At 32.1% G+C, this 20,986-nt stretch carries 19 protein-coding genes; 11 read left to right on the forward strand and 8 right to left on the reverse strand.

All coding sequences use genetic code 11. The features are described from left to right. Nucleotides 1-25 precede the first annotated feature (25 nt). The 3 genes from K8Z87_RS07700 to K8Z87_RS07710 all read left to right on the forward strand — a co-directional run bounded on the left by K8Z87_RS07700 (nt 26) and on the right by K8Z87_RS07710 (nt 4,142). On the forward strand, nt 26-2,212 hold the full coding sequence (locus K8Z87_RS07700; protein WP_227476914.1) for a glutamine synthetase III family protein: 2,187 nt from the start codon (nt 26-28) through the stop codon (nt 2,210-2,212). A gap of 263 nt (nt 2,213-2,475) precedes the next feature. After that, nucleotides 2,476-3,654 carry an AIR synthase related protein gene (locus tag K8Z87_RS07705; protein WP_227476915.1) on the forward strand — a complete coding sequence of 393 codons (1,179 nt, stop codon included), beginning with the start codon at nt 2,476-2,478 and terminating at the stop codon, nt 3,652-3,654. 74 nt (nt 3,655-3,728) lie between these two features. Beyond that, on the forward strand, nt 3,729-4,142 hold the full coding sequence (locus tag K8Z87_RS07710; RefSeq protein WP_227476916.1) for a TIGR02922 family protein: 414 nt from the start codon (nt 3,729-3,731) through the stop codon (nt 4,140-4,142). A gap of 74 nt (nt 4,143-4,216) precedes the next feature. On the opposite strand, the gene K8Z87_RS07715 is transcribed toward K8Z87_RS07710, so the two are convergent. From K8Z87_RS07715 to K8Z87_RS07725, 3 genes are all read right to left on the reverse strand, one after another. Beyond that, nucleotides 4,217-4,972, reverse strand: a complete 756-nt coding sequence (locus K8Z87_RS07715; protein ID WP_227476917.1) for a DUF6090 family protein — start codon at nt 4,970-4,972, stop codon at nt 4,217-4,219. Nucleotides 4,973-5,067: 95 nt separating this feature from the next. Continuing rightward, on the reverse strand, nt 5,068-5,730 hold the full coding sequence (locus K8Z87_RS07720; protein WP_227476918.1) for an ATP-binding cassette domain-containing protein: 663 nt from the start codon (nt 5,728-5,730) through the stop codon (nt 5,068-5,070). A gap of 168 nt (nt 5,731-5,898) precedes the next feature. Continuing rightward, nucleotides 5,899-6,186, reverse strand: coding sequence for a hypothetical protein (locus tag K8Z87_RS07725; protein WP_227476919.1), 288 nt, complete (start codon nt 6,184-6,186; stop codon nt 5,899-5,901). Nucleotides 6,187-6,301: 115 nt separating this feature from the next. Between K8Z87_RS07725 and prfA the strand changes: the two genes are divergently transcribed. The 4 genes from prfA (at nt 6,302) to K8Z87_RS07745 (ending at nt 9,769) form a co-directional block, all read left to right on the forward strand. Next, complete coding sequence (gene prfA, locus K8Z87_RS07730) at nt 6,302-7,378, forward strand: peptide chain release factor 1 (protein WP_227476920.1); 1,077 nt, start codon at nt 6,302-6,304, stop codon at nt 7,376-7,378. Nucleotides 7,379-7,463: 85 nt separating this feature from the next. Next, on the forward strand, nt 7,464-8,276 hold the full coding sequence (pyrF, locus tag K8Z87_RS07735) for an orotidine-5'-phosphate decarboxylase (protein WP_227476921.1): 813 nt from the start codon (nt 7,464-7,466) through the stop codon (nt 8,274-8,276). Between the two features lie 18 nt (nt 8,277-8,294). Then, nucleotides 8,295-9,089, forward strand: a complete 795-nt coding sequence (locus K8Z87_RS07740; protein WP_227476922.1) for an ABC transporter substrate-binding protein — start codon at nt 8,295-8,297, stop codon at nt 9,087-9,089. 173 nt (nt 9,090-9,262) lie between these two features. Then, nucleotides 9,263-9,769 carry a hypothetical protein gene (locus tag K8Z87_RS07745; protein WP_227476923.1) on the forward strand — a complete coding sequence of 169 codons (507 nt, stop codon included), beginning with the start codon at nt 9,263-9,265 and terminating at the stop codon, nt 9,767-9,769. Between the two features lies 1 nt (nt 9,770). Here the strand turns inward: K8Z87_RS07745 and K8Z87_RS14020 are convergent, their stop codons facing one another. Next, nucleotides 9,771-9,932: a Lacal_2735 family protein gene (locus tag K8Z87_RS14020; RefSeq protein WP_227476998.1), complete on the reverse strand. Its 162-nt coding sequence runs from the start codon at nt 9,930-9,932 to the stop codon at nt 9,771-9,773. Between the two features lie 150 nt (nt 9,933-10,082). Then, a complete protein-coding gene (locus K8Z87_RS07750; protein WP_227476924.1) occupies nt 10,083-10,790 on the reverse strand; it encodes a DUF4197 domain-containing protein in 708 nt (235 codons plus the stop codon). 261 nt (nt 10,791-11,051) lie between these two features. Between K8Z87_RS07750 and K8Z87_RS07755 the strand changes: the two genes are divergently transcribed. From K8Z87_RS07755 to K8Z87_RS07765, 3 genes are all read left to right on the forward strand, one after another. Next, the gene (locus tag K8Z87_RS07755; protein WP_227476925.1) at nt 11,052-14,492 is read left to right on the forward strand and encodes a methylmalonyl-CoA mutase family protein; all 3,441 of its coding nucleotides are present in this window, start codon (nt 11,052-11,054) and stop codon (nt 14,490-14,492) included. A gap of 160 nt (nt 14,493-14,652) precedes the next feature. Beyond that, a complete protein-coding gene (locus K8Z87_RS07760) occupies nt 14,653-15,120 on the forward strand; it encodes a hypothetical protein (RefSeq protein ID WP_227476926.1) in 468 nt (155 codons plus the stop codon). A gap of 78 nt (nt 15,121-15,198) precedes the next feature. Further along, on the forward strand, nt 15,199-15,813 hold the full coding sequence (locus K8Z87_RS07765; protein ID WP_227476927.1) for a DEAD/DEAH box helicase: 615 nt from the start codon (nt 15,199-15,201) through the stop codon (nt 15,811-15,813). On the opposite strand, the gene K8Z87_RS07770 is transcribed toward K8Z87_RS07765, so the two are convergent. Continuing rightward, nucleotides 15,810-16,205, reverse strand: a complete 396-nt coding sequence (locus K8Z87_RS07770) for a hypothetical protein (RefSeq protein WP_227476928.1) — start codon at nt 16,203-16,205, stop codon at nt 15,810-15,812. The two genes, K8Z87_RS07765 and K8Z87_RS07770, sit on opposite strands and share 4 nt — an antisense overlap. 114 nt (nt 16,206-16,319) lie before the next feature. On the opposite strand from K8Z87_RS07770, the gene K8Z87_RS07775 reads away from it, so the two are divergent. Then, on the forward strand, nt 16,320-16,763 hold the full coding sequence (locus K8Z87_RS07775; RefSeq protein WP_227476929.1) for an Lrp/AsnC family transcriptional regulator: 444 nt from the start codon (nt 16,320-16,322) through the stop codon (nt 16,761-16,763). A gap of 2 nt (nt 16,764-16,765) precedes the next feature. Here K8Z87_RS07775 and K8Z87_RS07780 read toward each other — a convergent pair whose 3' ends face one another. Beyond that, nucleotides 16,766-18,349 (reverse strand): amidohydrolase family protein, encoded by a 1,584-nt coding sequence (locus K8Z87_RS07780; protein ID WP_227476930.1) that lies wholly within the window; start codon nt 18,347-18,349, stop codon nt 16,766-16,768. 10 nt (nt 18,350-18,359) lie between these two features. Then, a complete protein-coding gene (locus tag K8Z87_RS07785; RefSeq protein ID WP_227476931.1) occupies nt 18,360-20,903 on the reverse strand; it encodes a M14 family zinc carboxypeptidase in 2,544 nt (847 codons plus the stop codon). Nucleotides 20,904-20,986: the final 83 nt, after the last annotated feature.

The following is a 20,986-nucleotide window of genomic DNA, read 5'->3' on the forward strand; positions in this document are numbered from 1 at the left end:
GCCATACAATTTATAATGTATAGATATGTCTACACTTAGATTTCATGCTGTAAAAGCATCTTTAGAAAGAACTCCTATAAAAATTAAAGAACCCAACCGCCGATCTTCGATATTTGGAACTAATGTTTTTAACGAAACAGCAATGCGCCAGTATTTAACTAAAGATGCATTTGTAAGTGTTTTAGAAGCGATTGAAAAAGGAGCGAAAATAGATCGTGTTATCGCAGATCATATTTCTACAGGGATGAAAGAATGGGCGCTTTCTAAAGGAGCAACGCATTATACCCATTGGTTTCAACCCTTAACAGGAGCAACAGCTGAAAAACACGATGCTTTTTTTGAAACCATAAGTGGAGGAGTAGCTATTGAAAAGTTTGATGGAGGACAATTAGTACAGCAAGAACCTGATGCGTCTAGTTTTCCTAATGGAGGAATTAGAAATACGTTTGAAGCTCGTGGTTATACCGCCTGGGACCCAACGTCTCCTGCATTTATATATGGCACTACACTTTGTATACCTACAGTTTTTGTAGCATATACAGGTGAGGCTTTAGATTACAAAACCCCATTATTAAGAGCTTTACAAGCGGTTGATAATGCAGCAGTGGCAGTTTGTAAATATTTCGATAAAAATGTAAAAAAAGTTAACGCATCATTGGGTTGGGAACAAGAGTATTTTTTAATCGATAGTGCTTTGGCTGCATCACGACCAGATATTTCTTTAACAGGGAGAACATTATTAGGACACTCATCAGCTAAAGGACAACAATTAGACGATCATTACTTTGGTACCATTCCTAACCGAGCTATGGCTTATATGCGCGATTTAGAAACCGAATGTATGTTACTTGGTATTCCTGTGAAGACAAGACATAATGAAGTCGCACCCAATCAATTTGAATTAGCACCTATATACGAAGAAGCTAATTTAGCTGTTGATCATAATTCATTATTAATGGATGTGATGCATAAAGTTGCTATACGTCATAATTTTAAAGTACTGTTGCATGAAAAACCTTTTGCAGGTGTTAATGGCTCAGGAAAGCACAATAATTGGAGTTTAAGTACTGATACAGGAGTAAATTTATTATCTCCAGGAAAAACACCAATGAGTAATCTGCAATTTTTAACCTTTTTTATTAATACTATTAAAGCGGTAAGAGAGAATGAAGAATTGCTGAGAGCAGCTATTGCGTCAGCGAGTAATGATCATCGATTAGGTGCTAATGAAGCTCCGCCGGCTATTATATCTGTATTTATAGGCGATCAGTTGACTAAAGTTTTAGAAGAATTAGAAACAGTAACTAAAGGAAAACTGTCACCACAAGAAAAAACGGATTTAAAGTTGAATGTGGTTGGTAAAATTCCAGAAATACTCTTAGATAATACGGATCGTAATAGAACGTCTCCATTTGCATTTACAGGTAACAAATTTGAATTTAGAGCAGTAGGCTCAACAGCAAACTGTGCAAATCCTATGACAGTATTAAATACAATTGTAGCCAAGCAATTGATTGATTTTAAAGAGGAAGTAGATGCGTTGATCGATAAAAAATCCATGAAGAAGGATGATGCTGTTTTTAATGTATTGAGGGAATACATTAAACAATCTAAAGCGATTCTGTTTGAAGGAAATGGATATGGAGATGCATGGGAAAAAGAAGCGAAAAAACGTGGGCTAAGTAATAATAAAACGACACCCGAAGCTTTAAAAGTAAAAATATCAAAAGCATCTATTGCACTTTTTGAAGGATTAGGTGTGATGAATAAAGTAGAATCTGAGGCACGTTACGAAATTGAAATGGAAGAATACATTCTTCATGTGCAGATAGAGAGTCGTGTTTTAGGTGATATTGCTCGTAACCATGTAGTGCCTACAGCTGTACGTTATCAGAATGTGTTGATAGAAAATGTAAAAGGACTCAAAGAAATTTATGGAACAGGTTTTAAAAAATTAGCGAAAGAGCAATTGACTTTAATTGAGGAGATTTCAGAACATATTGAAGCTATAAATTCAGCCGTTACTAATATGACTGCGGAGCGTAAAACAGCAAATAACTTATCAACTTTAGAAAATAAGGCATCAAATTATTGCGATAAAGTAAAACCATTTTTTGAAGTCATCCGTTACCATTGCGATAAATTAGAATTACTTATTGATGACGAACTTTGGCCGTTAACAAAATATAGAGAGTTGCTCTTTACTAAATAAAGTGAGTTCTGTATAATTAATTTAATAAAATGTTATTTGTCAGTTAATTATTAGATTACTGTCAGGTTGAGCGCAGTCGAAACCTATTAAAATATAGTTATACAGAGACCTTTCGACTGCGTTCAAGGTGACATGTATTCATTTTATTGATAATTTTTGCATGTAATGTATAAGCTTATATTTAAACTCACGTAAAATAGAAAAAGTCATTATGAGTTCAATAACTATTGTTACTTTTGCAACATCATTTTTAAGTCGTACCAATGAGTAAACCAGTTAGTGATAGATATGCGCAGCGCGGAGTATCTGCTTCAAAAGAAGATGTACATAATGCTATCAAAAATATAGACAAAGGCTTGTTTCCTAAAGCGTTTTGTAAAATAGTGCCAGATTACCTTACTAACGATGACGATTACTGTTTAATTATGCATGCAGATGGTGCAGGTACTAAATCAGCATTAGCCTATATGTATTGGAAAGAAACAGGTGATATCTCTGTATGGAAAGGCATTGCGCAAGATGCCTTAATAATGAATATAGACGATTTACTTTGTGTCGGTGCTACGGATAACATTATGCTATCATCTACAATTGGTAGAAATAAAAATTTAATTCCAGGAGAAGTTATTTCGGCAATTATTAATGGTACTGAAGGACTTATAGAAGATTTAAAATCGTTTGGGGTTACTATACATTCCACAGGAGGCGAAACCGCAGATGTTGGTGATTTAGTGCGTACAATAATCGTAGATTCTACAGTTACGGCACGTATGAAACGTAGTAATGTTATAGATAATGCCAATATACAAGCAGGTGATATTATTGTAGGATTAGAATCGTTTGGCCAAGCCACTTATGAAACCGAATATAATGGCGGAATGGGAAGTAATGGATTAACCTCTGCGCGTCATGATGTGTTTAGTAAATATTTAGCCAATAAATATCCGGAAAGTTTTGATGCAGCTGTACCTAGTGATTTGGTATATTCGGGACAAACAAAACTCACAGATACAATAGAAGACTCACCAATAGATGCGGGTAAATTGGTGTTATCTCCAACACGGACATACGCACCAATTATTAAAGCTATTTTAAAAGAATATACTAGTGATTCTATTCATGGCATGGTTCATTGTAGTGGAGGTGCGCAAACAAAAATTTTGCATTTTATAGATAATGGACATATTATAAAAGATAATTTGTTTCCAATTCCACCTTTATTCAAATTAATACAAGAACAATCTAAAACAGATTGGAAAGAAATGTATCAAGTTTTTAATTGTGGGCATCGTATGGAGCTTTATGTTAAGCCAGAAGTTGCTGAATCTATTATAGCTATTTCTAAATCATTTAATGTTAATGCTCAAATCGTTGGTCGTGTTGAGGAGTCATCAAATAAAAAACTGACGATAAAGAGTGAATATGGTCATTTTGAATATTAATTATTATGAGATATCTTAAATATACCTATTTTATAATTTTTCTTTTTACACTTAATTTAACATTTAGTCAAAGTATGAAACAGGATAAAATGAAGGTGTTAAATTATATGGTTGGCGAATGGATTGGAATATCTAAATCTTATAAAAATGGTGTTGTAGATAAACAAGTATCGGCTTTTGAAAAGATTAAATACGATTTAGATAAACACATTATTGTTATTGATTTAAATTCTGAGTCTCTTCAACTACATACTATTATCTATTACGATGATGAAGATAATACCTATTACTACAATCCGTATTCTAAATCAGGTTCACGTCGATTGCCAGCTAGCTTTAAAGATGGTAAATTTATTGTCGCAGCCAATGCAACCACGAGGTATGTGTTTACAACGGATGAAGAAGGTAATTTTAAAGAATATGGAGAACGTCTTCAAAATGGAAAATGGACAAAGTTTTTTGAGGATACTTTTAAAAAGTCTAAGTGATTTTTGCCAAAATATAGATAAGGTATTTTAATACTTTTACTTTCTGTAAATTGCTAATAATACTCAAGAAGAAATCAAAGAGATTTCTGTTCTTCAGCAATCATTTTTTTTAATTCTTCAGATTTTTTAATAATGCCCTTTAACTTATTTAAGATTAACTCGCTATGAATTTTGACATAATTTACAAATTGCCTAAAATAAATATAATCTTTAGCTCTCGGGTTAAATAACCACTGGTGATATTTTATAGCATTCTCAGGATTTTGCCTATACATATATTTAAAATCATACCAACCTTCATTACATTTATCTAAAAGACTATTCGCTCTATCACTATAATTTAAATTATAAAACGATTCTCTATCACATAATTGATAGTAGCGTTGAATTTCGGTGACTAGATGATCTGATCCTATAGAATAAAGGCTTGCAGTATTTTTTAATTCTTCAAATACAGAGGTGTTTAAATTAAAGGTATTAACATAGAAAATAAGCTGACTCTGCATATAATCTAAGTCCTCTATTCGAATGCCTCTATCTAAAATATTAAGTAAACTGTCAGAAAAGATTAGTCGATCTCCAAAACTATCGCCGGTAGTATCTAATAATATTGCACGTTCTATGTTTAGATCTAATTCCTTAGATAGCTTTATTAAAAGCTCATTATTACGCTTGTCATTTATTCTTTGAGTATTCCAATTATTTATAGCAAGTGCTATAAGAATACCAATGACAACTAGAATAACTTCTCCAATGGCATATTTAAAGTATTTACCGCTTTTATTTTCAGAAATGAGCTTTTGACGAATTTTACGGAAGAATTTTATCATTGTTAATTGGTTAGTAATCAAAGATAGTTAAAAAAGAAAAGTACTATTATAAAACTCACTTTTAGCAGTTTTATAAAAATTGATGTGTTTTAATATTATGAAAGACTTCCAACACTCAAATACTTATAATCTTCAAGCTCTTTAATATTATCAATTAATTTTGTTGTGCTATTTTTAAGAAGATATATAGCATCAGATAAATCTATAATATGCCGATACATATGATCGCTAATAATAATAGCTTTGTGTTGTTTTTCTTCAATAATTAATTGCTTAATGCTTTCAATATGTAATGGTGCTAAATGAGAAAAAGGTTCATCTAATAATACTATTTTACTTTCGCTTTTTAAGATAATGTAGGTTTCTATAAGCCGTCGTTCACCACCAGATAGGTTTATGAATTTTTGATTTTCAAAACCAGTAAAGATTTCAAATTTAGATATAAAATCTTTCCAATTTAATTGAAACAATTGAAAGGCTTTTTTAAGTTTCATACCATTTGGTATAAAATGATGTTGAGGTAAAAATTTTACTAATCCTGTATTATATAATGGTTTTATAATGGGTTTGCTGTCTAATCTAATAAGTTGATATTTTGCTTTAAGATTGCCAAATGCAATATTTAATAAACAACTTTTTCCGCAGCCATTACTTCCTAAAATACCAGTAACCATGCCAGTTTCTGCCTTTAGGTAAATGCCATTTAAAATGCGTTTGCTTTTAAAGTAAAGTTCTACATTATCGAGTTCAAATATCATTATGAGTTTGAGTTTTTTCTAGAGAAAAACTACAGATTTTGGTTTTAGGCGAAAAAGAAAAATTAATCATAGCTAAGTTATGGTTTATTTTTATTTTGAAGCATCAAATAAATAGATGCATTTTTTAACAGAAAATAATTTAAACTCATAATGATGAGTATTTATTAATTAAGTAAATTCCTTAAAAACTAATAGAAAGCTAATCGTTAAGATAATATCCACTAAAAATAAGGAAGAAAATAGCTTAAAAGTAGAAATTCCTAAATTTTTATAAAACGTAAGCTTGCGTTTGGCGTTAGTTTCACTTACATAATACCATACAAAAACCGTAAGGAACAATTTAGTCACTATAGCTGGTGCAAGATGCGGATTAAAAAATCCCATTAGTGCATTAACAGCAAATGACCAAACTACAAATGGTTTGTAAAATGCAAGTATAGTTAGGAGTCTCTGCATATACATGTGTTAACGCTTATTCTTTATAATTATTTTTCACTGTTGATATGTGCTTAAAACAGGCAATTTAAAATTGATAAATTATCGTACTTTTGCGTAACAATTTTGTAGATAAATGTTAGAGAAAATTCAGATCGTAAAGCAACGTTTCGATGAGGTTAATGACCTAATTATACAACCAGATATAATTTCGGATCAAAAACGATATATAAAACTTAATAAAGAGTATAAAGACCTTAAGATTATTGTAGATAAAGGCATTATATATAAAGAGTTATTAGATAACATTACAGAAGCTGAAGAAATTATTGCCGATGGATCTGATGCTGAAATGACAGAAATGGCAAAGATGCAGCTAGAAGACTCTAAAGCACAATTGCCAAAAATAGAAGAAGATATTCGCTTTTTGCTAATTCCTAAAGATCCAGATGATGCTAAAAACGTTGTAGTAGAGGTACGTGCAGGAACAGGTGGTGATGAAGCAAGTATTTTTGCAGGGGATTTATACCGTATGTATTCTAAATATTGCAGTGATAAAAAGTGGAGTGTAGATGTGGTAAATATGAGTGAAGGTACTTCTGGTGGATTTAAAGAAATTATTTTCGAAGTTTCAGGAGAAGATGTCTATGGAACTATGAAGTTTGAAGCTGGTGTGCATCGTGTACAACGTGTACCACAGACTGAAACTCAAGGTCGTGTGCATACTAGTGCGGCAACGGTTATGGTTTTGCCAGAAGCTGAAGAAATCGATTTTGAATTAGATATGACCGAAGTTCGTATAGAGCGTACAACATCAACAGGCCCAGGAGGTCAGTCAGTAAACACTACATATTCGGCTATTAAGTTACATCATGAACCTACGGGAATGATTGTAAGTTGTCAAGATCAAAAATCATCGCATAAAAACTTAGAAAAAGCACTTAAGGTATTACGTTCTCGTTTATATGAGCGTGAGTTAGAAAAACAACGTGCAGCAGATTCTGAGAAACGTAAAAGTATGGTGTCTTCTGGAGACCGTAGTGCAAAGATTAGAACCTATAATTATCCCCAAGGACGTGTTACAGATCATAGAATAGGGTTAACTCTATATGATTTGTCTAATATTATAAATGGGGATATTCAAAAAATAATAGACGAATTAATGTTAGCTGAAAACACAGAGTTGTTGAAGGCTAATGATGATGTGATATAGATCTGTCATTCCTGCGAATGCAGGAATCTCATAATAGTATTAAGTTTTAAATAATTAGATTCCTGCATTTGCAGGAATGACAAAAATGACAACAAACCAACTCATAGAACAAATCCAAAAAAAACAATCCTTTCTCTGTATAGGGTTAGATGTAGATTTAAATAAAATCCCAAAACACTTATTAAAAGAAGACGATCCCATTTTTGCTTTTAATAAAGCGATTATAGATGCAACACATCATTTATGCGTAGCCTATAAACCAAATACAGCATTTTATGAAGCTTATGGCATTAAAGGTTGGAAAGCTTTAGAGAAAACTATAAATTATCTTAACAAAAATCATCCTGAAATCTTTACTATAGCAGATGCCAAACGTGGCGATATAGGTAATACAAGTACGATGTATGCAAAAGCCTTTTTTGAAGATTTAAGTTTTGATAGTGTTACCGTTGCGCCCTATATGGGAAAAGATTCCGTAGAACCTTTTTTAGCTTTTAAAAATAAGCATACCATTCTTTTAGCATTAACATCTAATGCGGGTGCTTTTGACTTTCAGACCAAAATGGTTAATGACATGGAAGTCTATAAACAAGTTTTAGAAACGTCTAAAACCTGGCAGAATTCAGAAAATTTAATGTATGTTGTTGGTGCAACCAAAGCAGAATATTTAGCAGATATTCGCAAAATTGTACCAGATTCTTTTTTGTTAGTACCAGGAGTTGGAGCTCAAGGAGGTAATCTTCAAGACGTTTGTAAATACGGAATGAATGATTCTGTTGGATTGTTGATTAACTCTTCGAGAGGAATTATCTATGCATCAAATGACCAAGATTTTGCAGAAGCTGCTGCTAAAAAAGCTGAAGATTTACAACTTCAAATGAAACAAATAATATCATAATAAAGGTTTCTACGTTCTATGGTATTTAAAGATCAACTTAATAGAACGATTAATTTGGTTAACACTCCAAAACGTATTGTTAGTTTAGTACCAAGTCAAACAGAATTATTGGTTGATTTGGGCTTAGAATCTAATATTTTGGGCATTACTAAATTCTGTGTACATCCCAGTCATTTATTGAAATCTAAAACTATAGTCGGCGGTACAAAGCAAGTTCATGTTGAAAAGGTAAAAGCATTGAATCCAGATATTATACTATGTAATAAAGAGGAAAATTCTTTAGAAATTCTTCAGCAAATGGAGCAAATAGCTCCAGTACATATGAGTGATATCTATACTTTAGATGATGGTTTAGATTTAATTAAAGTCTATGGTGAGATATTTGATTGTAAAAACAATGCAACAGACATTGTATCTCAAATTAAAATTCAATTGGAAAGTTTTAAAACATACATAGCAAATAAACCAGAATTAAAAGTCGCTTACTTTATTTGGAAAACCCCATGGATGGTAGCTGCAAAACACACGTTTATTAATCATTTATTAGAGATCAATAAATTTAAAAATGTATATGGACATTTAGAGCGTTATCCAGAAATAGATATAAATATTATGTCTTCTCAAATAAAACCAGATTTGGTTTTATTATCTAGTGAACCATTTCCATTTAAAGAAAAACATAAAGAAGAGTTAGAATTGCTATCTAGTAATTTAAAAGTAGTATTAGTCGATGGAGAATATTTTTCATGGTATGGCTCTCGACTAATTGAGGCCTTTAATTACTTTAAAACATTGAGATTGAATTTATATTAAAAAAAGTCGATATTGGTATATCGACTTTTGTACTAACTAACAACTAACTTAACTAAAGGAGTGTGTTTCTCTTTTATGGTACAAATATCAAAAGATTTATTGGTAATAATGTTAACACAATGTTAGTAGATGATTAAGTATAAGTTTAATAATTTTATGGAAACTAGTCAATTATGAAACGCATATATTTAACTTCAATGCTTCTGTTATTGGTAATGTATACTTTCTCTCAGAATAATACTTGTAAGTGTTGTACAGAAAATCATAATCAATTCAATTTTTGGGAAGGAGAATGGAGTGTAACTAACGCCGATGGATCTTTGGCAGGCACAAATACAATAACTAAAATACAAGGTAATTGTATACTTCAAGAAAATTGGATAAGTAATACGCCGGGTTATACAGGTACAAGTAATAACTTTTATAATGCTAAATTAAAACGCTGGGAGCAAATATGGATTGATAACCAAGGTGGAAGTCTTCACCTCAAAGGAAATAAAATTGGGAATCAAATGATTTTAAGAACCGATGATGAGATTAATAAAACGGGAGACACATTTTATCATCAGATTACTTGGACAAAAAATGATGATGGTACGGTGCGTCAATTATGGGAAACATTTACAAAAGGAAAACCTGTTGTAGTAGCTTTTGATGGTTTGTATAAAAGAAAACGATAACTTAATTATATTGTGTGTCTTTGACAACAAATTTAAGTTCATTAATTCTGTTTAAAATTTTAATAGATCGATATTCAGCAATATCGCTCAGGCTATGATCTATTTGTCTATAATTATAAGCATCTTCTATAAGCAAAAGGTATTTTTGCCTTAGTTTATGCATTCTTTGGAGTAATTTATCTTCGCCTGACAAAACGGTTATTGATTTTAATAGAATAAAGGTATACCAAAAAAACTATATAAAACTATATTTTGTTTAATATTTTGTCTAATAAATCGAAATATTGATAAAAAAGTTAAACAAAATAGATTTCTAATCTTGTAAAGCAAATACTTTTCTTAATAAATCTGTTGTTCTAGAAGATACTTTATTACGTATTTCTTTTTCCTCAAGAGCTATCATTGTATATACACCTTTTAAAGCTTCACCAGTGACATAATCTGTTAAATTAGGATTAACATTATTAGTTAGAGGAATAGCATTATACTTGGTAATAAGATTAGTCCATATCTTATCCGCACCGACTTTACTAAAAGATTGTTGAATGACAGGCTTAAATTTATTGTATAAATCTGTTTCTGTTCTAGAATTTAGATATAGAGTTGCCGCATTATCTTCACCTAATAAAATATTTTTAGCATCATTAAACGTAATGCCTTTAACCGCATTTACAAATATAGGAGTAGCTTCTTTTACGGCATCTTCAGCAGCTCTGTTTAATATCTTTAATCCATCATCAGCTAATGAACTTAATCCTATTTTTCGTAACGCTTTATCTACTTTTTGTAATTCTTCTGGTAATAAAATTTTAACTAATTCGTTTTTAAAAAAACCATCTTTTTGTGTCAATTTGCTAACTTGTTTGTCTATACCTAAGTCTAATGCTTGTCTTAGTCCAGTAGCAATATCTGTATTGCTTAACACGCTACTATCTTGGGGTAATTGATTGACAACTTGTTGTAATTCTGCACATGCAGTTAGACTTAAAATAAAGAATAGTACAATAGTTCTTTTAATCATGGTTTTTGAGATTTTTTATAAAGTAAAGATATATGTTATAGATGAAAATATCTTAATATAATTAAGAAACTAATGTTTTAAAAAAGTCACTTTAATAGTGAAAAATAATTGTTCAATACTATTTTTATTATAAACTTCAAGTTTAATATTTCAAAAAAAAGAATATTCTTAGATTGTAACTCCTTATAATATTCTTAATAGATGCAATATGTTTTTCAATATTCCGTAAATTTGCAGCTCAATTAAGCAACCTCATTACGAATGATACAAGTCGCACCATATAAACCAAAATATAAAGTACGTATAGTAACCGCAGCATCACTCTTTGATGGGCATGATGCAGCGATAAACATTATGCGCCGCATTATACAATCTACTGGTGTAGAGGTGATTCATCTTGGCCATGATAGAAGTGTTGAAGAAGTTGTTAATACAGCAATTCAAGAAGATGCTAATGCCATTGCGATGACGTCTTATCAAGGAGGTCATAATGAGTATTTTAAATATATGTATGACTTGCTGAATGAAAAAGGTGCAGGTCATATAAAAATCTTTGGAGGTGGAGGAGGAGTTATTCTACCTGAAGAAATCAAAGATTTAATGGATTATGGTATTACCAGAATCTATTCGCCAGATGATGGAAGAGAACTTGGTTTGCAAGGGATGATTAACGATTTGGTAAAACAATCGGATTATGCAATAGGTGATAGTTTAAATGCTGAAGTTAAAATTCTTCAAGATAAAAACCCTAAAGCAATTGCTAGAGTCATTTCCGCAGCAGAGAATTTTCCAGAAGTTGCAAAAGATGCTTTAGAAACGATTCATAATAAAAATAAGACGTCAAAGACACCAGTTCTTGGTATAACAGGAACAGGTGGTGCAGGAAAATCGTCTTTAGTAGATGAATTAGTGCGACGCTTTCTAATTGATTTTCCTGAGAAAACAATAGGTCTTGTTTCTGTTGATCCTTCAAAACGAAAAACAGGAGGTGCGTTATTAGGAGATCGTATTCGTATGAATGCAATTAACTCACCACGTGTTTATATGCGTAGTTTGGCAACACGTCAATCTAACTTAGCATTATCTAAATATGTTAATGAAGCTATTGAGGTTTTAAAAGCCGCAGAATACGATTTAATTATATTAGAAACTTCTGGTATTGGTCAGTCAGATACTGAGATCATGGAGCACAGTGATGTGGCTTTATATGTAATGACACCAGAATTTGGTGCAGCAACTCAGTTAGAGAAAATCGATATGTTAGATTTTGCTGACTTGGTAGCGATTAACAAGTTTGATAAACGTGGTTCTTTAGATGCGTTACGCGATGTGAAAAAACAATATATGCGTAATAATAACCTTTGGGATATTCCGCAAGATCAATTACCAGTATATGGCACAATAGCTTCGCAATTTAATGATCCAGGAATGAATACGCTTTACAAAGCCATTATGGATAAATTGGTTGAAAAAGCAGACTCAGAGTTAAAATCGACTTTCGAGATTTCGAAGGAAATGAGCGAGAAGATTTTTGTGATTCCACCGAGTAGAACACGTTATTTATCTGAGATAGCAGAGAACAATCGTGCTTATGATAAGAAAGCAAATGAACAAGTTGAGGTTGCTCAGAAATTATATGGTATTTATAAAACGATTTGTTCTGTAGGGAATGTCTCCTTGAGCGCAGTCGAAAGGTCTTTTATTGGGAAATTAGGGTTAAATGAAGATGAGATCCTGAATCAAGTTCAGGATGACACCACAAGAGAGTTTTTAAATCTTTTAATTAAAGAATTCGATCGTGTAAAACTAAACTTAGACCCATACAATTGGGAAGTGATTACAGGTTGGGATGAAAAAGTAAATAAATATAAAAACCCAATCTATTCTTTTAAAGTAAGAGATAAAGAAATAAAAATAGAAACGCATACCGAGTCATTATCGCATACGCAAATACCAAAAGTAGCTTTACCTAAGTATCAAGCTTGGGGAGATATTTTAAGATGGTGCTTGCAAGAAAATGTTCCAGGAGAATTTCCGTATGCTTCAGGATTATATCCTTTTAAGAGAACAGGAGAAGATCCAGCACGTATGTTTGCTGGTGAAGGTGGACCAGAACGTACAAACAAACGTTTTCATTACGTAAGTATGGGTTTACCAGCAAAACGTTTATCAACTGCTTTTGATAGTGTAACGCTATATGGTAACGATCCAGATTTAAGACCAGATATTTATGGTAAAATTGGTAATGCAGGAGTCTCTATTTGTTGTTTAGACGATGCTAAGAAACTTTATTCAGGTTTTGATTTAGCAAACGTGATGACCTCTGTGAGTATGACCATTAATGGGCCAGCACCAATGTTGTTAGGTTTCTTTATGAATGCTGCCATAGATCAACAATGTGAGATTTACATTAAAGAGAATGGTTTAGAAAAAGAAGTAGAAAATAAGATTGCTAAACTCTACAAAGGTAAAGAACGCCCAAGATATAATGGGGAACTTCCAGAAGGTAATAATGGTTTAGGTTTAATGCTTTTAGGTGTTACAGGTGATCAAGTATTACCAGCAGATGTCTATTTAGATATTAAAACTAAAACAATTGCTCAGGTTAGGGGTACAGTACAAGCAGATATATTAAAAGAAGATCAAGCGCAAAACACCTGTATATTTTCAACGGAATTTGCGTTGCGATTAATGGGAGATGTGCAAGAGTATTTTATTGAGAATAATGTTCGTAATTTTTATTCGGTTTCTATTTCTGGGTATCATATTGCCGAAGCAGGTGCCAACCCAATTACGCAATTAGCATTAACCTTATCAAATGGATTTACTTATGTAGAATACTATTTGAGTAGAGGTATGGATATCAATAAATTTGGTCCAAATTTATCGTTCTTTTTCTCAAACGGAATAGATCCAGAATATGCAGTAATTGGTCGTGTAGCTCGTAAAATATGGGCAAAAGCATTAAAACATAAATATGGCGCAAATTCTAGAGCGCAGATGTTAAAATATCACATCCAGACTTCTGGACGTAGTTTGCATGCACAAGAAATTGACTTTAACGATATACGTACTACGCTTCAAGCCTTATATGCTATTTATGACAATTGTAATTCGTTACATACAAATGCATATGATGAAGCGATTACAACGCCAACAGAAGAGTCTGTACGTCGCGCCATGGCAATTCAACTAATTATTAATAAGGAATTAGGTTTAGCGAAGAATGAAAATCCTATTCAAGGATCTTTCATTATTGAAGAATTAACAGACTTAGTTGAAGAAGCTGTTTTAACAGAATTCGATCGTATTACAGAACGTGGTGGAGTATTAGGTGCTATGGAAACCATGTACCAACGTTCTAAAATACAAGAAGAAAGTTTGTATTATGAAACGTTGAAACATAACGGAGAGTTTCCAATTATAGGTGTAAATACATTTTTAAGTAGCAAGGGTTCACCAACAGTTGTACCTAAAGAAGTCATTAGAGCTACTGAAGATGAAAAACAATATCAAATTAAGATATTAGAAAACCTTCATAGTGCGCATAAGACAGATGATTTATTGCATGAATTGCAACAAAAAGCAATAAGTAATCAAAATATTTTTGAAGCTTTAATGGAAGTTTGTAAAGTGTGTTCTTTAGGGCAGATTACATCGGCTTTATTTGAGGTTGGCGGTCAGTATCGTAGGAATATGTAAGTAGAGAACCACTTTTTGTTTTCATAAAAATTGTGTGAATTGTATATGCTGAGCACGGTCGAGGTATGTCATAATATAACGACTTGATTTGAACGATAATTTATGCTTTATTAATTTTTCACTTATCTTACCCGACAAGTATTAACTTAGAAGTGATGTTATGGATAGTAAAATTGTAAAATCGATTCTTTTAGAAGCAATTAAATCAGCAGAAAAAACTTTAGAGAGAGATATTAAAAAAGACGAACAATCAAAAAAGATTATTCATTATTTATTACAGTTTTTTAAAAACTTAGGTTTAGATACAATAAACAGATTACTTTTAGAAGGTAAGCTTTATGTAAAAGACCAAATTAAAAGCGGGTTAAGAACCGTTGTACTTTCTTTATCTAACATTATATATTCAATAGTAAAATTAATTACAGGGTTTTTAATTATTAGTATTGGATTAGTGTTTGGTGCTATTGCCTTTTCATTATGGTTGGGAGAAATTGTAGGCAGTTCAGCATTAGGTTTTGTAATAGGTGGTATTTCCTGGGTATTAATAATGTTTATCGTTATTAGATTTTTTATTAATAAGAATAGAATAGAAAAAATGATTAAATCTAAGATCAATATTAATTTTTAAGCTAAATAAGTAAATCTAATAAGTTATAAAACAATAGGATTACCTATATACGTTCATTGTACCACTTACAAACATAAAATGTCATTAAAAAAATTACATCCATTATTAAAAGAAGCGATAGATAATATAGGTATTAAAGATTCTAATACACTTCAAAAAAAAGTCTTACCTGTTTTAAAAGGTGGAGCAGATGCTTATGTTATTGCTCCAACGGGAAGTGGTAAAACCACAGCACTAATTATTAATACCATTCATAAACTGAAAGCTGAAGCTTTTGAAGATTCTCCTCGAGCATTAATTTTTGTTGAAACCAAACAAAAAGCATTAGACTTAAAGGAGCAATTTGTAACATTTACTAAGCATACAAACTTGAGGGCTTATACAGTTTACGATGCATATGATATAGAAAAACAGCGTGATGAAATATATGTAGGTACAGACATTTTAATTGCTACTCCTGCACGTTTAAGTAAATTATATTTTAAAAATTGGGTACACTTGGGGCAAATAAAATTATTAGCGGTTGAAGATGCAGGTTATATAGTGAGAAACAATATTCATAATATAATTTTGCGTTTGACTGAAAGTGTAGATAAGTGTCAGTTTATAATTATTTCTGATACTATGAATTCCAAAATGGCAAATTATCAAAATTCATTTATGAGTAATGCCAGAATTTTAAAAGAAGATTAAAGTGTTAACATCCAATTGTTTTTAAGTAATCTGAATGTTTTTAATTCAGTTCTTAAAATAGATAAGTAATCTTTACCATTACTATTTGCTTTTTCTAGACGTTTGCAATTTTTATATAAAAGCGAAGTTAAACGATCTATACGCTCAATGTGCTTGTATTTCTTTTCAGAAAATTTTTCACGTTCAGCATTCATAATTTCTGGTGCAAGAGAATTCGATTGTTGAACAATATCTCCAGAAAAATAAATATTTGGATCTTCACGGCCATCATCATCGATATAATTCAAGTCCTGATTTAGATATGTAGAAATATTTTGCGATAACACAATAATATCCATAGCCTTATTATAAAGCGGCATATCAGAAAAATAAGATGGTATAGTGTTAATCATTTTCTATTAAACTGATACAAATTTAATGACAAGAAGTGAACTTCTGAATTTGATATTAAATCAAATCGCTATATTTGATTTAAATATTAAAGTATTTCACGTAAAAAACATTAAATGAATATAGATCCGCTGAATTGGCAAATTTTAAAATGCTTACAACGTAATGCACGCATGTCTAACGTAGAGATAGGTAAGATTATAGGCTTGAGCTCACCAGCAGTTTCAGAACGTATAAAAAAAATGGAGGACATAGGTATTATTCAAGGTTATCATGCTGTTGTGTCTCCTGCAGAAGCAGGCTATCAACTAAAAGCTATAATAACGTTGCGTGCTTTTATGGGGATGTTAAAACCATTCCTTGAAAAAGTAAAAATTTATAACGAAGTCATTAATTGCTACAGAATCACGGGCAACGAAAACATTGTAATGGAAGTGGTTTTAAAAAACCAAAAACACCTCGAAGATTTTATCGATCAGCTTATTGTATATGGAGAAACTAAAACTCAGATAGTATTATCTCATGTTGTAGATTATAATGATATTACTCCTTTAAAATAAGTTTAATCTTTAACTCCAGGTTGTTTTAATGTCCAATTGGTTTTTGCTTTCTCAGCATCGACCATATCCTTTACATCTTTAAGTAAGCGTTTTGCATCATAAATAACACCATCTTTAATGGTATACTTTACGCCTCCAACACGAACAACTTCGTTGTCGTCTGTCAATTTGATAGCTCCAGTACCATAAAGCACTTTTAAATTTGCTAAAGGGTTTTCTTCTACGATTACAAAATCTGCTAATTTTCCTATTTGTATAGATCCAATTTTATCATCCATACCTAATGCTTCAGCTCCATTAAACGTTGCTGATTTAATGACTTCTAATGGATGAAAACCTGCTTCACGTAATAATTCTAACTCACGTATGTATGCAAACCCATAGAGTTGATAAATAAACCCAGAGTCAGAACCTGTTGTCACACGACCACCACGATTTTTATATTCGTTAATAAAAGTCATCCAAAGCTGAAAATTTTGTTTCCACGCTACTTCTTGCTCTGTTCCCCAATCGTGCCAATACGATCCGTGAGAAATTTTACTGGGCTCGTAAAATTTCCAAAGTGATGGTAGCGTGTAATCTTCATGCCATTCTGCACGACGTGCACGTTGTAAATCCCTGCTGGCTTCATAGATATTAAACGTAGGATCTAATGTGAAATCTAACTCTAATAATTCATTCATTACAATATTCCAATGCTCAGAATAGGGTTTTGCAGCTTGTTGCCAAAGTTTACCAGCTTCTTCAAAACGGTGTTGTTCGTTTTGATAATTATAATCTAGTGGATAATCTTGTATGGTTTTGTCTTCAAATAAAGCTTCTGGTAAGCCATACCAATGTTCCATAGAGGTTAATCCAGCTCTAGCCGAATGCAAGACATTCCATCGTGCAACACTTAATTGAGCATGGTGTGCAGCAGAACCTAGCCCTAGTTTTTTATTTTCGTCCAAAGCTGCCGTCATAATATCGGGTTCGGCTCCAAAAAACTTAATGCCATCTGCACCACGTTTAGCATTAGCACGCACCCATTGTCTAGCCATTTCTGGTGTAGTAATTGGCACATCATTAAGCGGATTAAAATCTGGATTTTTTTGACCAAATCTTGTAAAAGTAATAATACGAGGTGCTACAATTTTATGTGCGTCACTTTTCTTTTTCATATCTACAGACCAATCCAAACCACGCCCACCAACTTCTCTTACTGTAGTCACACCATGTGCCATCCAAAGTTTAAAAACGTATTCCCAATCAGCACCTTGACCTGTTCCGCCTATATGGGCATGCATATCTATAAAACCTGGCAATACATACATGCCATTTGCATCTAATTCTTTTCCGCCTGCTTTTAATTTAGGACGTTTAGACTCGTCAATCTCAACTCCAGGATAGCCTACAACTTGTATGTTAACAATCTTATTATTTTCTACCACGATATCAATTGGACCTCTTGGTGGTGCACCATCTCCACTTATAAGTGTAACACCTCTAATTATAAGTTGAGGAAATGGACCTTCACCCAAATAGTCATCTTGTGCAAAAGATGAAAAAGAAAATATAAGAGCGACTAAAAGAATATAAGGTTTCATAGGGTTTAGTTTAGTTAAAACTTCTTGGAATAAATATTTGATTACCCAAAAACAAAGCGTTTACAAACAAGCGATTAGTACCATACCAAGCGCCTCTAAAATTAGGATTATCAGCAAAAAGAACAACACGTCCACCACCTAAAGGACTTACAATAAGCGATGCAGATGGTTTAATAAATGTTTCCAAATTTTTATTAGATATAAAGCCATCGACATGCGGGTCTTTGGTGTATTTTGCTACTGTAGAATATGGATTTTTACTAGGTGAAAGATATACGTTATTATTTTTGTATACGGGTAATTCATTACGTTGATAACCAAACCCAAGGGGATGTGTAATATCTAAATTTACATTAAATATTGCGCCTCCCAATTGCTCTCTTCCTATATGTTCTGAAGCATCAACATAAGGCAACCTTTCCGTTTTAGTTTTAGAACTGTCTTTGGGCTTTTGAGTTAGCTTTTCGTTTACCAACTTGCTGTTTATTGCCCATCTTGAAGCTCCAGCAATAGTAATTAATGTATTACCTTTAGCTGTCCAAGATTTTAATCGTTGTTTTTGAATAGAATCTAATTGACTATAGCCACCAGAAACCATCACTAGTGTATTGTATTTATCTAAATTAGCACGATTAAAGTTAGTCATTCTAATTTTTGTTATTGGCATGTGTATTCTGGTATCTAATAAATGCCATACTTCCCCAGCTTCATAACTATTAACGCCTTCACCTATTAATAATGCTGCTTTAGGTGTTGCTATTGTTCTAAAATTATTACTACCTAAATCAATACCTTTAATACTAAACCCTGTATTTGTAGAATACACAGGTACATTATAGTTTTGTTGAGCTTCTTTAATTATAGCATAAACTTCACTACTAGATAATTTTTGCTTACTCACAGGAATCATAACAGCACCATAATTAAAAGACTGTATACCGTTATTGGTATTAGCAGAAAATGGCTTAAATGCAGAAGATGCTTTTACACCTTTAGATTGCATATAATACAATGCAGAAGGTGCATTGTAATCGTCCCAATCCATAATATAAGCGTATTCTGATTTTGTGACTTGTGTATTAGAAACAATATTTGAAACCTCCGTAATTTCTTCACCTAGCTTTGAAGATTTTAACCCTTTATACGGCATATTATAAAAGTTGGCGACTGACCAAGCAGAAGCATCATAAAACACACTATCTCTATATTTACTATAGGTTTCGAAGATGGTTTGTACCATGCGTTGTTGCGGTTGTTTTAATGGTACTTGAAATTTATCTTTAGCTTTATAGACTTTGATTTTGTGCTTTAATAATAAATCTAGGAAAGCTTTGGTTCTGTTTTTGTCATGAGTATCTCCAAATTCATAAGCAGAAACTCCGGATTTTGTAGAATTAGCAACAGCAGATTTAAAAAAATCTTGTTGGTATTTGCGTAATTGCACTTTGTTTTCTACAGCAGCTTTTATAGTGGCTATACTTGAGGTATACTGATTGCGTATGGTAAACGGAAATGTTATTTTTCCATAATCGGTATCTTGTACATGACCTCTAGAGCTTGCTTGCTCAAACAATAAAGCTAAAGCTCCTTGCAAATCAGGATATGAAGATCCATAACCTGGATATGTACCATCAAAAGCTTCTTTGGTATAGTATAAAGACCCAATATTATCTAAAGCATTGGCGTAATACGGTGCAAATAGATTGTTGAGGTCTTCATAATTTTCTTTAGGCATTATCGGGTCTTGAGAACCTATTGGTTTCATTGGTTCAAAGAAATAATTGCTATTGGTTCCCATTTCATGAAAATCAGTAACTACATTAGGATACCAGTTATGAAACCATTTTAATTTCCCTTGACTTTCAGGGTGTACCGCTAATAACCAATCTCTGTTTAAATCAAACCAAAAATGATTGGTTCTTCCTCGCGGCCAAGCTTCATTATGTTCGGCATCTATATTATCCGAAACTAAAGGATTTGATTTATATTGATTTGCCCATTGCGTATGTCGATCTCTCCCATCTGGGTTTATTGTAGGATCTATAAATACGATACTTTTATTTAAATAGTTTTGAACTTCAGAGCTATTAGAAGCAACAAGTGTGTATGCTGTAAGTAATGCAGCTTCTGAGCTTGAAGGTTCATTACCATGTACATTATAACCTAATTGGATAAAAACAGGGACATCGTCATAATTACTAGGGCTTTTATTAGGGTCTACAAACTGTAAATGTTTAGTTTTAATTGTTTCTAAATTTGAAAGATTATCAGGGTTAGAAACCGTAAGTATCACCAGTTTTCTGCCTTCATGTGTTTTTCCGTAAACTTCAATGGTAGCTCTATCTGAAACTTCAGCAAGTTTATACAAATAGGCCACAATTTGATCATGACGTGTATGTTGCTCACCAATACCATAGCCTAAAAAGGTTTCAGGTGAAGGAATACTAGCATTAAAAGGTGCTTTGTCTTTAAAAAAATAATCTTGTGAAAATGTTGTAACTGATATTAATAGTGTAAAGATTCCAGTTGTAAGAAATCGTTTTGTTAGTGTCATAGAATTTGTTTTGATGTAACCTAGAATATTAAGATTGATAAAATTAAGGATTTATAATTAGCCGTAAAAGTTTAAGGGCTGTC

Origin of the sequence: Winogradskyella immobilis (assembly GCF_021887715.1) — a bacterium.
In the GTDB taxonomy this organism is placed as follows: domain Bacteria; phylum Bacteroidota; class Bacteroidia; order Flavobacteriales; family Flavobacteriaceae; genus Winogradskyella; species Winogradskyella immobilis.

What these genes read in the sequence shown, in the direction of transcription:
- prfA (WP_227476920.1), top strand. Translation starts at nt 6,302, where the DNA reads ATGTTAGAGAAAATTCAGATCGTAAAGCAACGTTTCGATGAGGTTAAT.
- K8Z87_RS07760 (WP_227476926.1), top strand. Translation starts at nt 14,653, where the DNA reads ATGGATAGTAAAATTGTAAAATCGATTCTTTTAGAAGCAATTAAATCA.
- K8Z87_RS07775 (WP_227476929.1), top strand. Translation starts at nt 16,320, where the DNA reads ATGAATATAGATCCGCTGAATTGGCAAATTTTAAAATGCTTACAACGT.
- K8Z87_RS07750 (WP_227476924.1), bottom strand. Translation starts at nt 10,790, where the DNA reads ATGATTAAAAGAACTATTGTACTATTCTTTATTTTAAGTCTAACTGCA.
- K8Z87_RS14020 (WP_227476998.1), bottom strand. Translation starts at nt 9,932, where the DNA reads ATGCATAAACTAAGGCAAAAATACCTTTTGCTTATAGAAGATGCTTAT.
- K8Z87_RS07785 (WP_227476931.1), bottom strand. Translation starts at nt 20,903, where the DNA reads ATGACACTAACAAAACGATTTCTTACAACTGGAATCTTTACACTATTA.
- K8Z87_RS07765 (WP_227476927.1), top strand. Translation starts at nt 15,199, where the DNA reads ATGTCATTAAAAAAATTACATCCATTATTAAAAGAAGCGATAGATAAT.
- K8Z87_RS07715 (WP_227476917.1), bottom strand. Translation starts at nt 4,972, where the DNA reads ATGATAAAATTCTTCCGTAAAATTCGTCAAAAGCTCATTTCTGAAAAT.
- K8Z87_RS07770 (WP_227476928.1), bottom strand. Translation starts at nt 16,205, where the DNA reads ATGATTAACACTATACCATCTTATTTTTCTGATATGCCGCTTTATAAT.
- K8Z87_RS07720 (WP_227476918.1), bottom strand. Translation starts at nt 5,730, where the DNA reads ATGATATTTGAACTCGATAATGTAGAACTTTACTTTAAAAGCAAACGC.
- K8Z87_RS07740 (WP_227476922.1), top strand. Translation starts at nt 8,295, where the DNA reads ATGGTATTTAAAGATCAACTTAATAGAACGATTAATTTGGTTAACACT.
- pyrF (WP_227476921.1), top strand. Translation starts at nt 7,464, where the DNA reads ATGACAACAAACCAACTCATAGAACAAATCCAAAAAAAACAATCCTTT.
- K8Z87_RS07725 (WP_227476919.1), bottom strand. Translation starts at nt 6,186, where the DNA reads ATGCAGAGACTCCTAACTATACTTGCATTTTACAAACCATTTGTAGTT.
- K8Z87_RS07710 (WP_227476916.1), top strand. Translation starts at nt 3,729, where the DNA reads ATGAAACAGGATAAAATGAAGGTGTTAAATTATATGGTTGGCGAATGG.
- K8Z87_RS07700 (WP_227476914.1), top strand. Translation starts at nt 26, where the DNA reads ATGTCTACACTTAGATTTCATGCTGTAAAAGCATCTTTAGAAAGAACT.
- K8Z87_RS07745 (WP_227476923.1), top strand. Translation starts at nt 9,263, where the DNA reads ATGAAACGCATATATTTAACTTCAATGCTTCTGTTATTGGTAATGTAT.
- K8Z87_RS07755 (WP_227476925.1), top strand. Translation starts at nt 11,052, where the DNA reads ATGATACAAGTCGCACCATATAAACCAAAATATAAAGTACGTATAGTA.
- K8Z87_RS07705 (WP_227476915.1), top strand. Translation starts at nt 2,476, where the DNA reads ATGAGTAAACCAGTTAGTGATAGATATGCGCAGCGCGGAGTATCTGCT.
- K8Z87_RS07780 (WP_227476930.1), bottom strand. Translation starts at nt 18,349, where the DNA reads ATGAAACCTTATATTCTTTTAGTCGCTCTTATATTTTCTTTTTCATCT.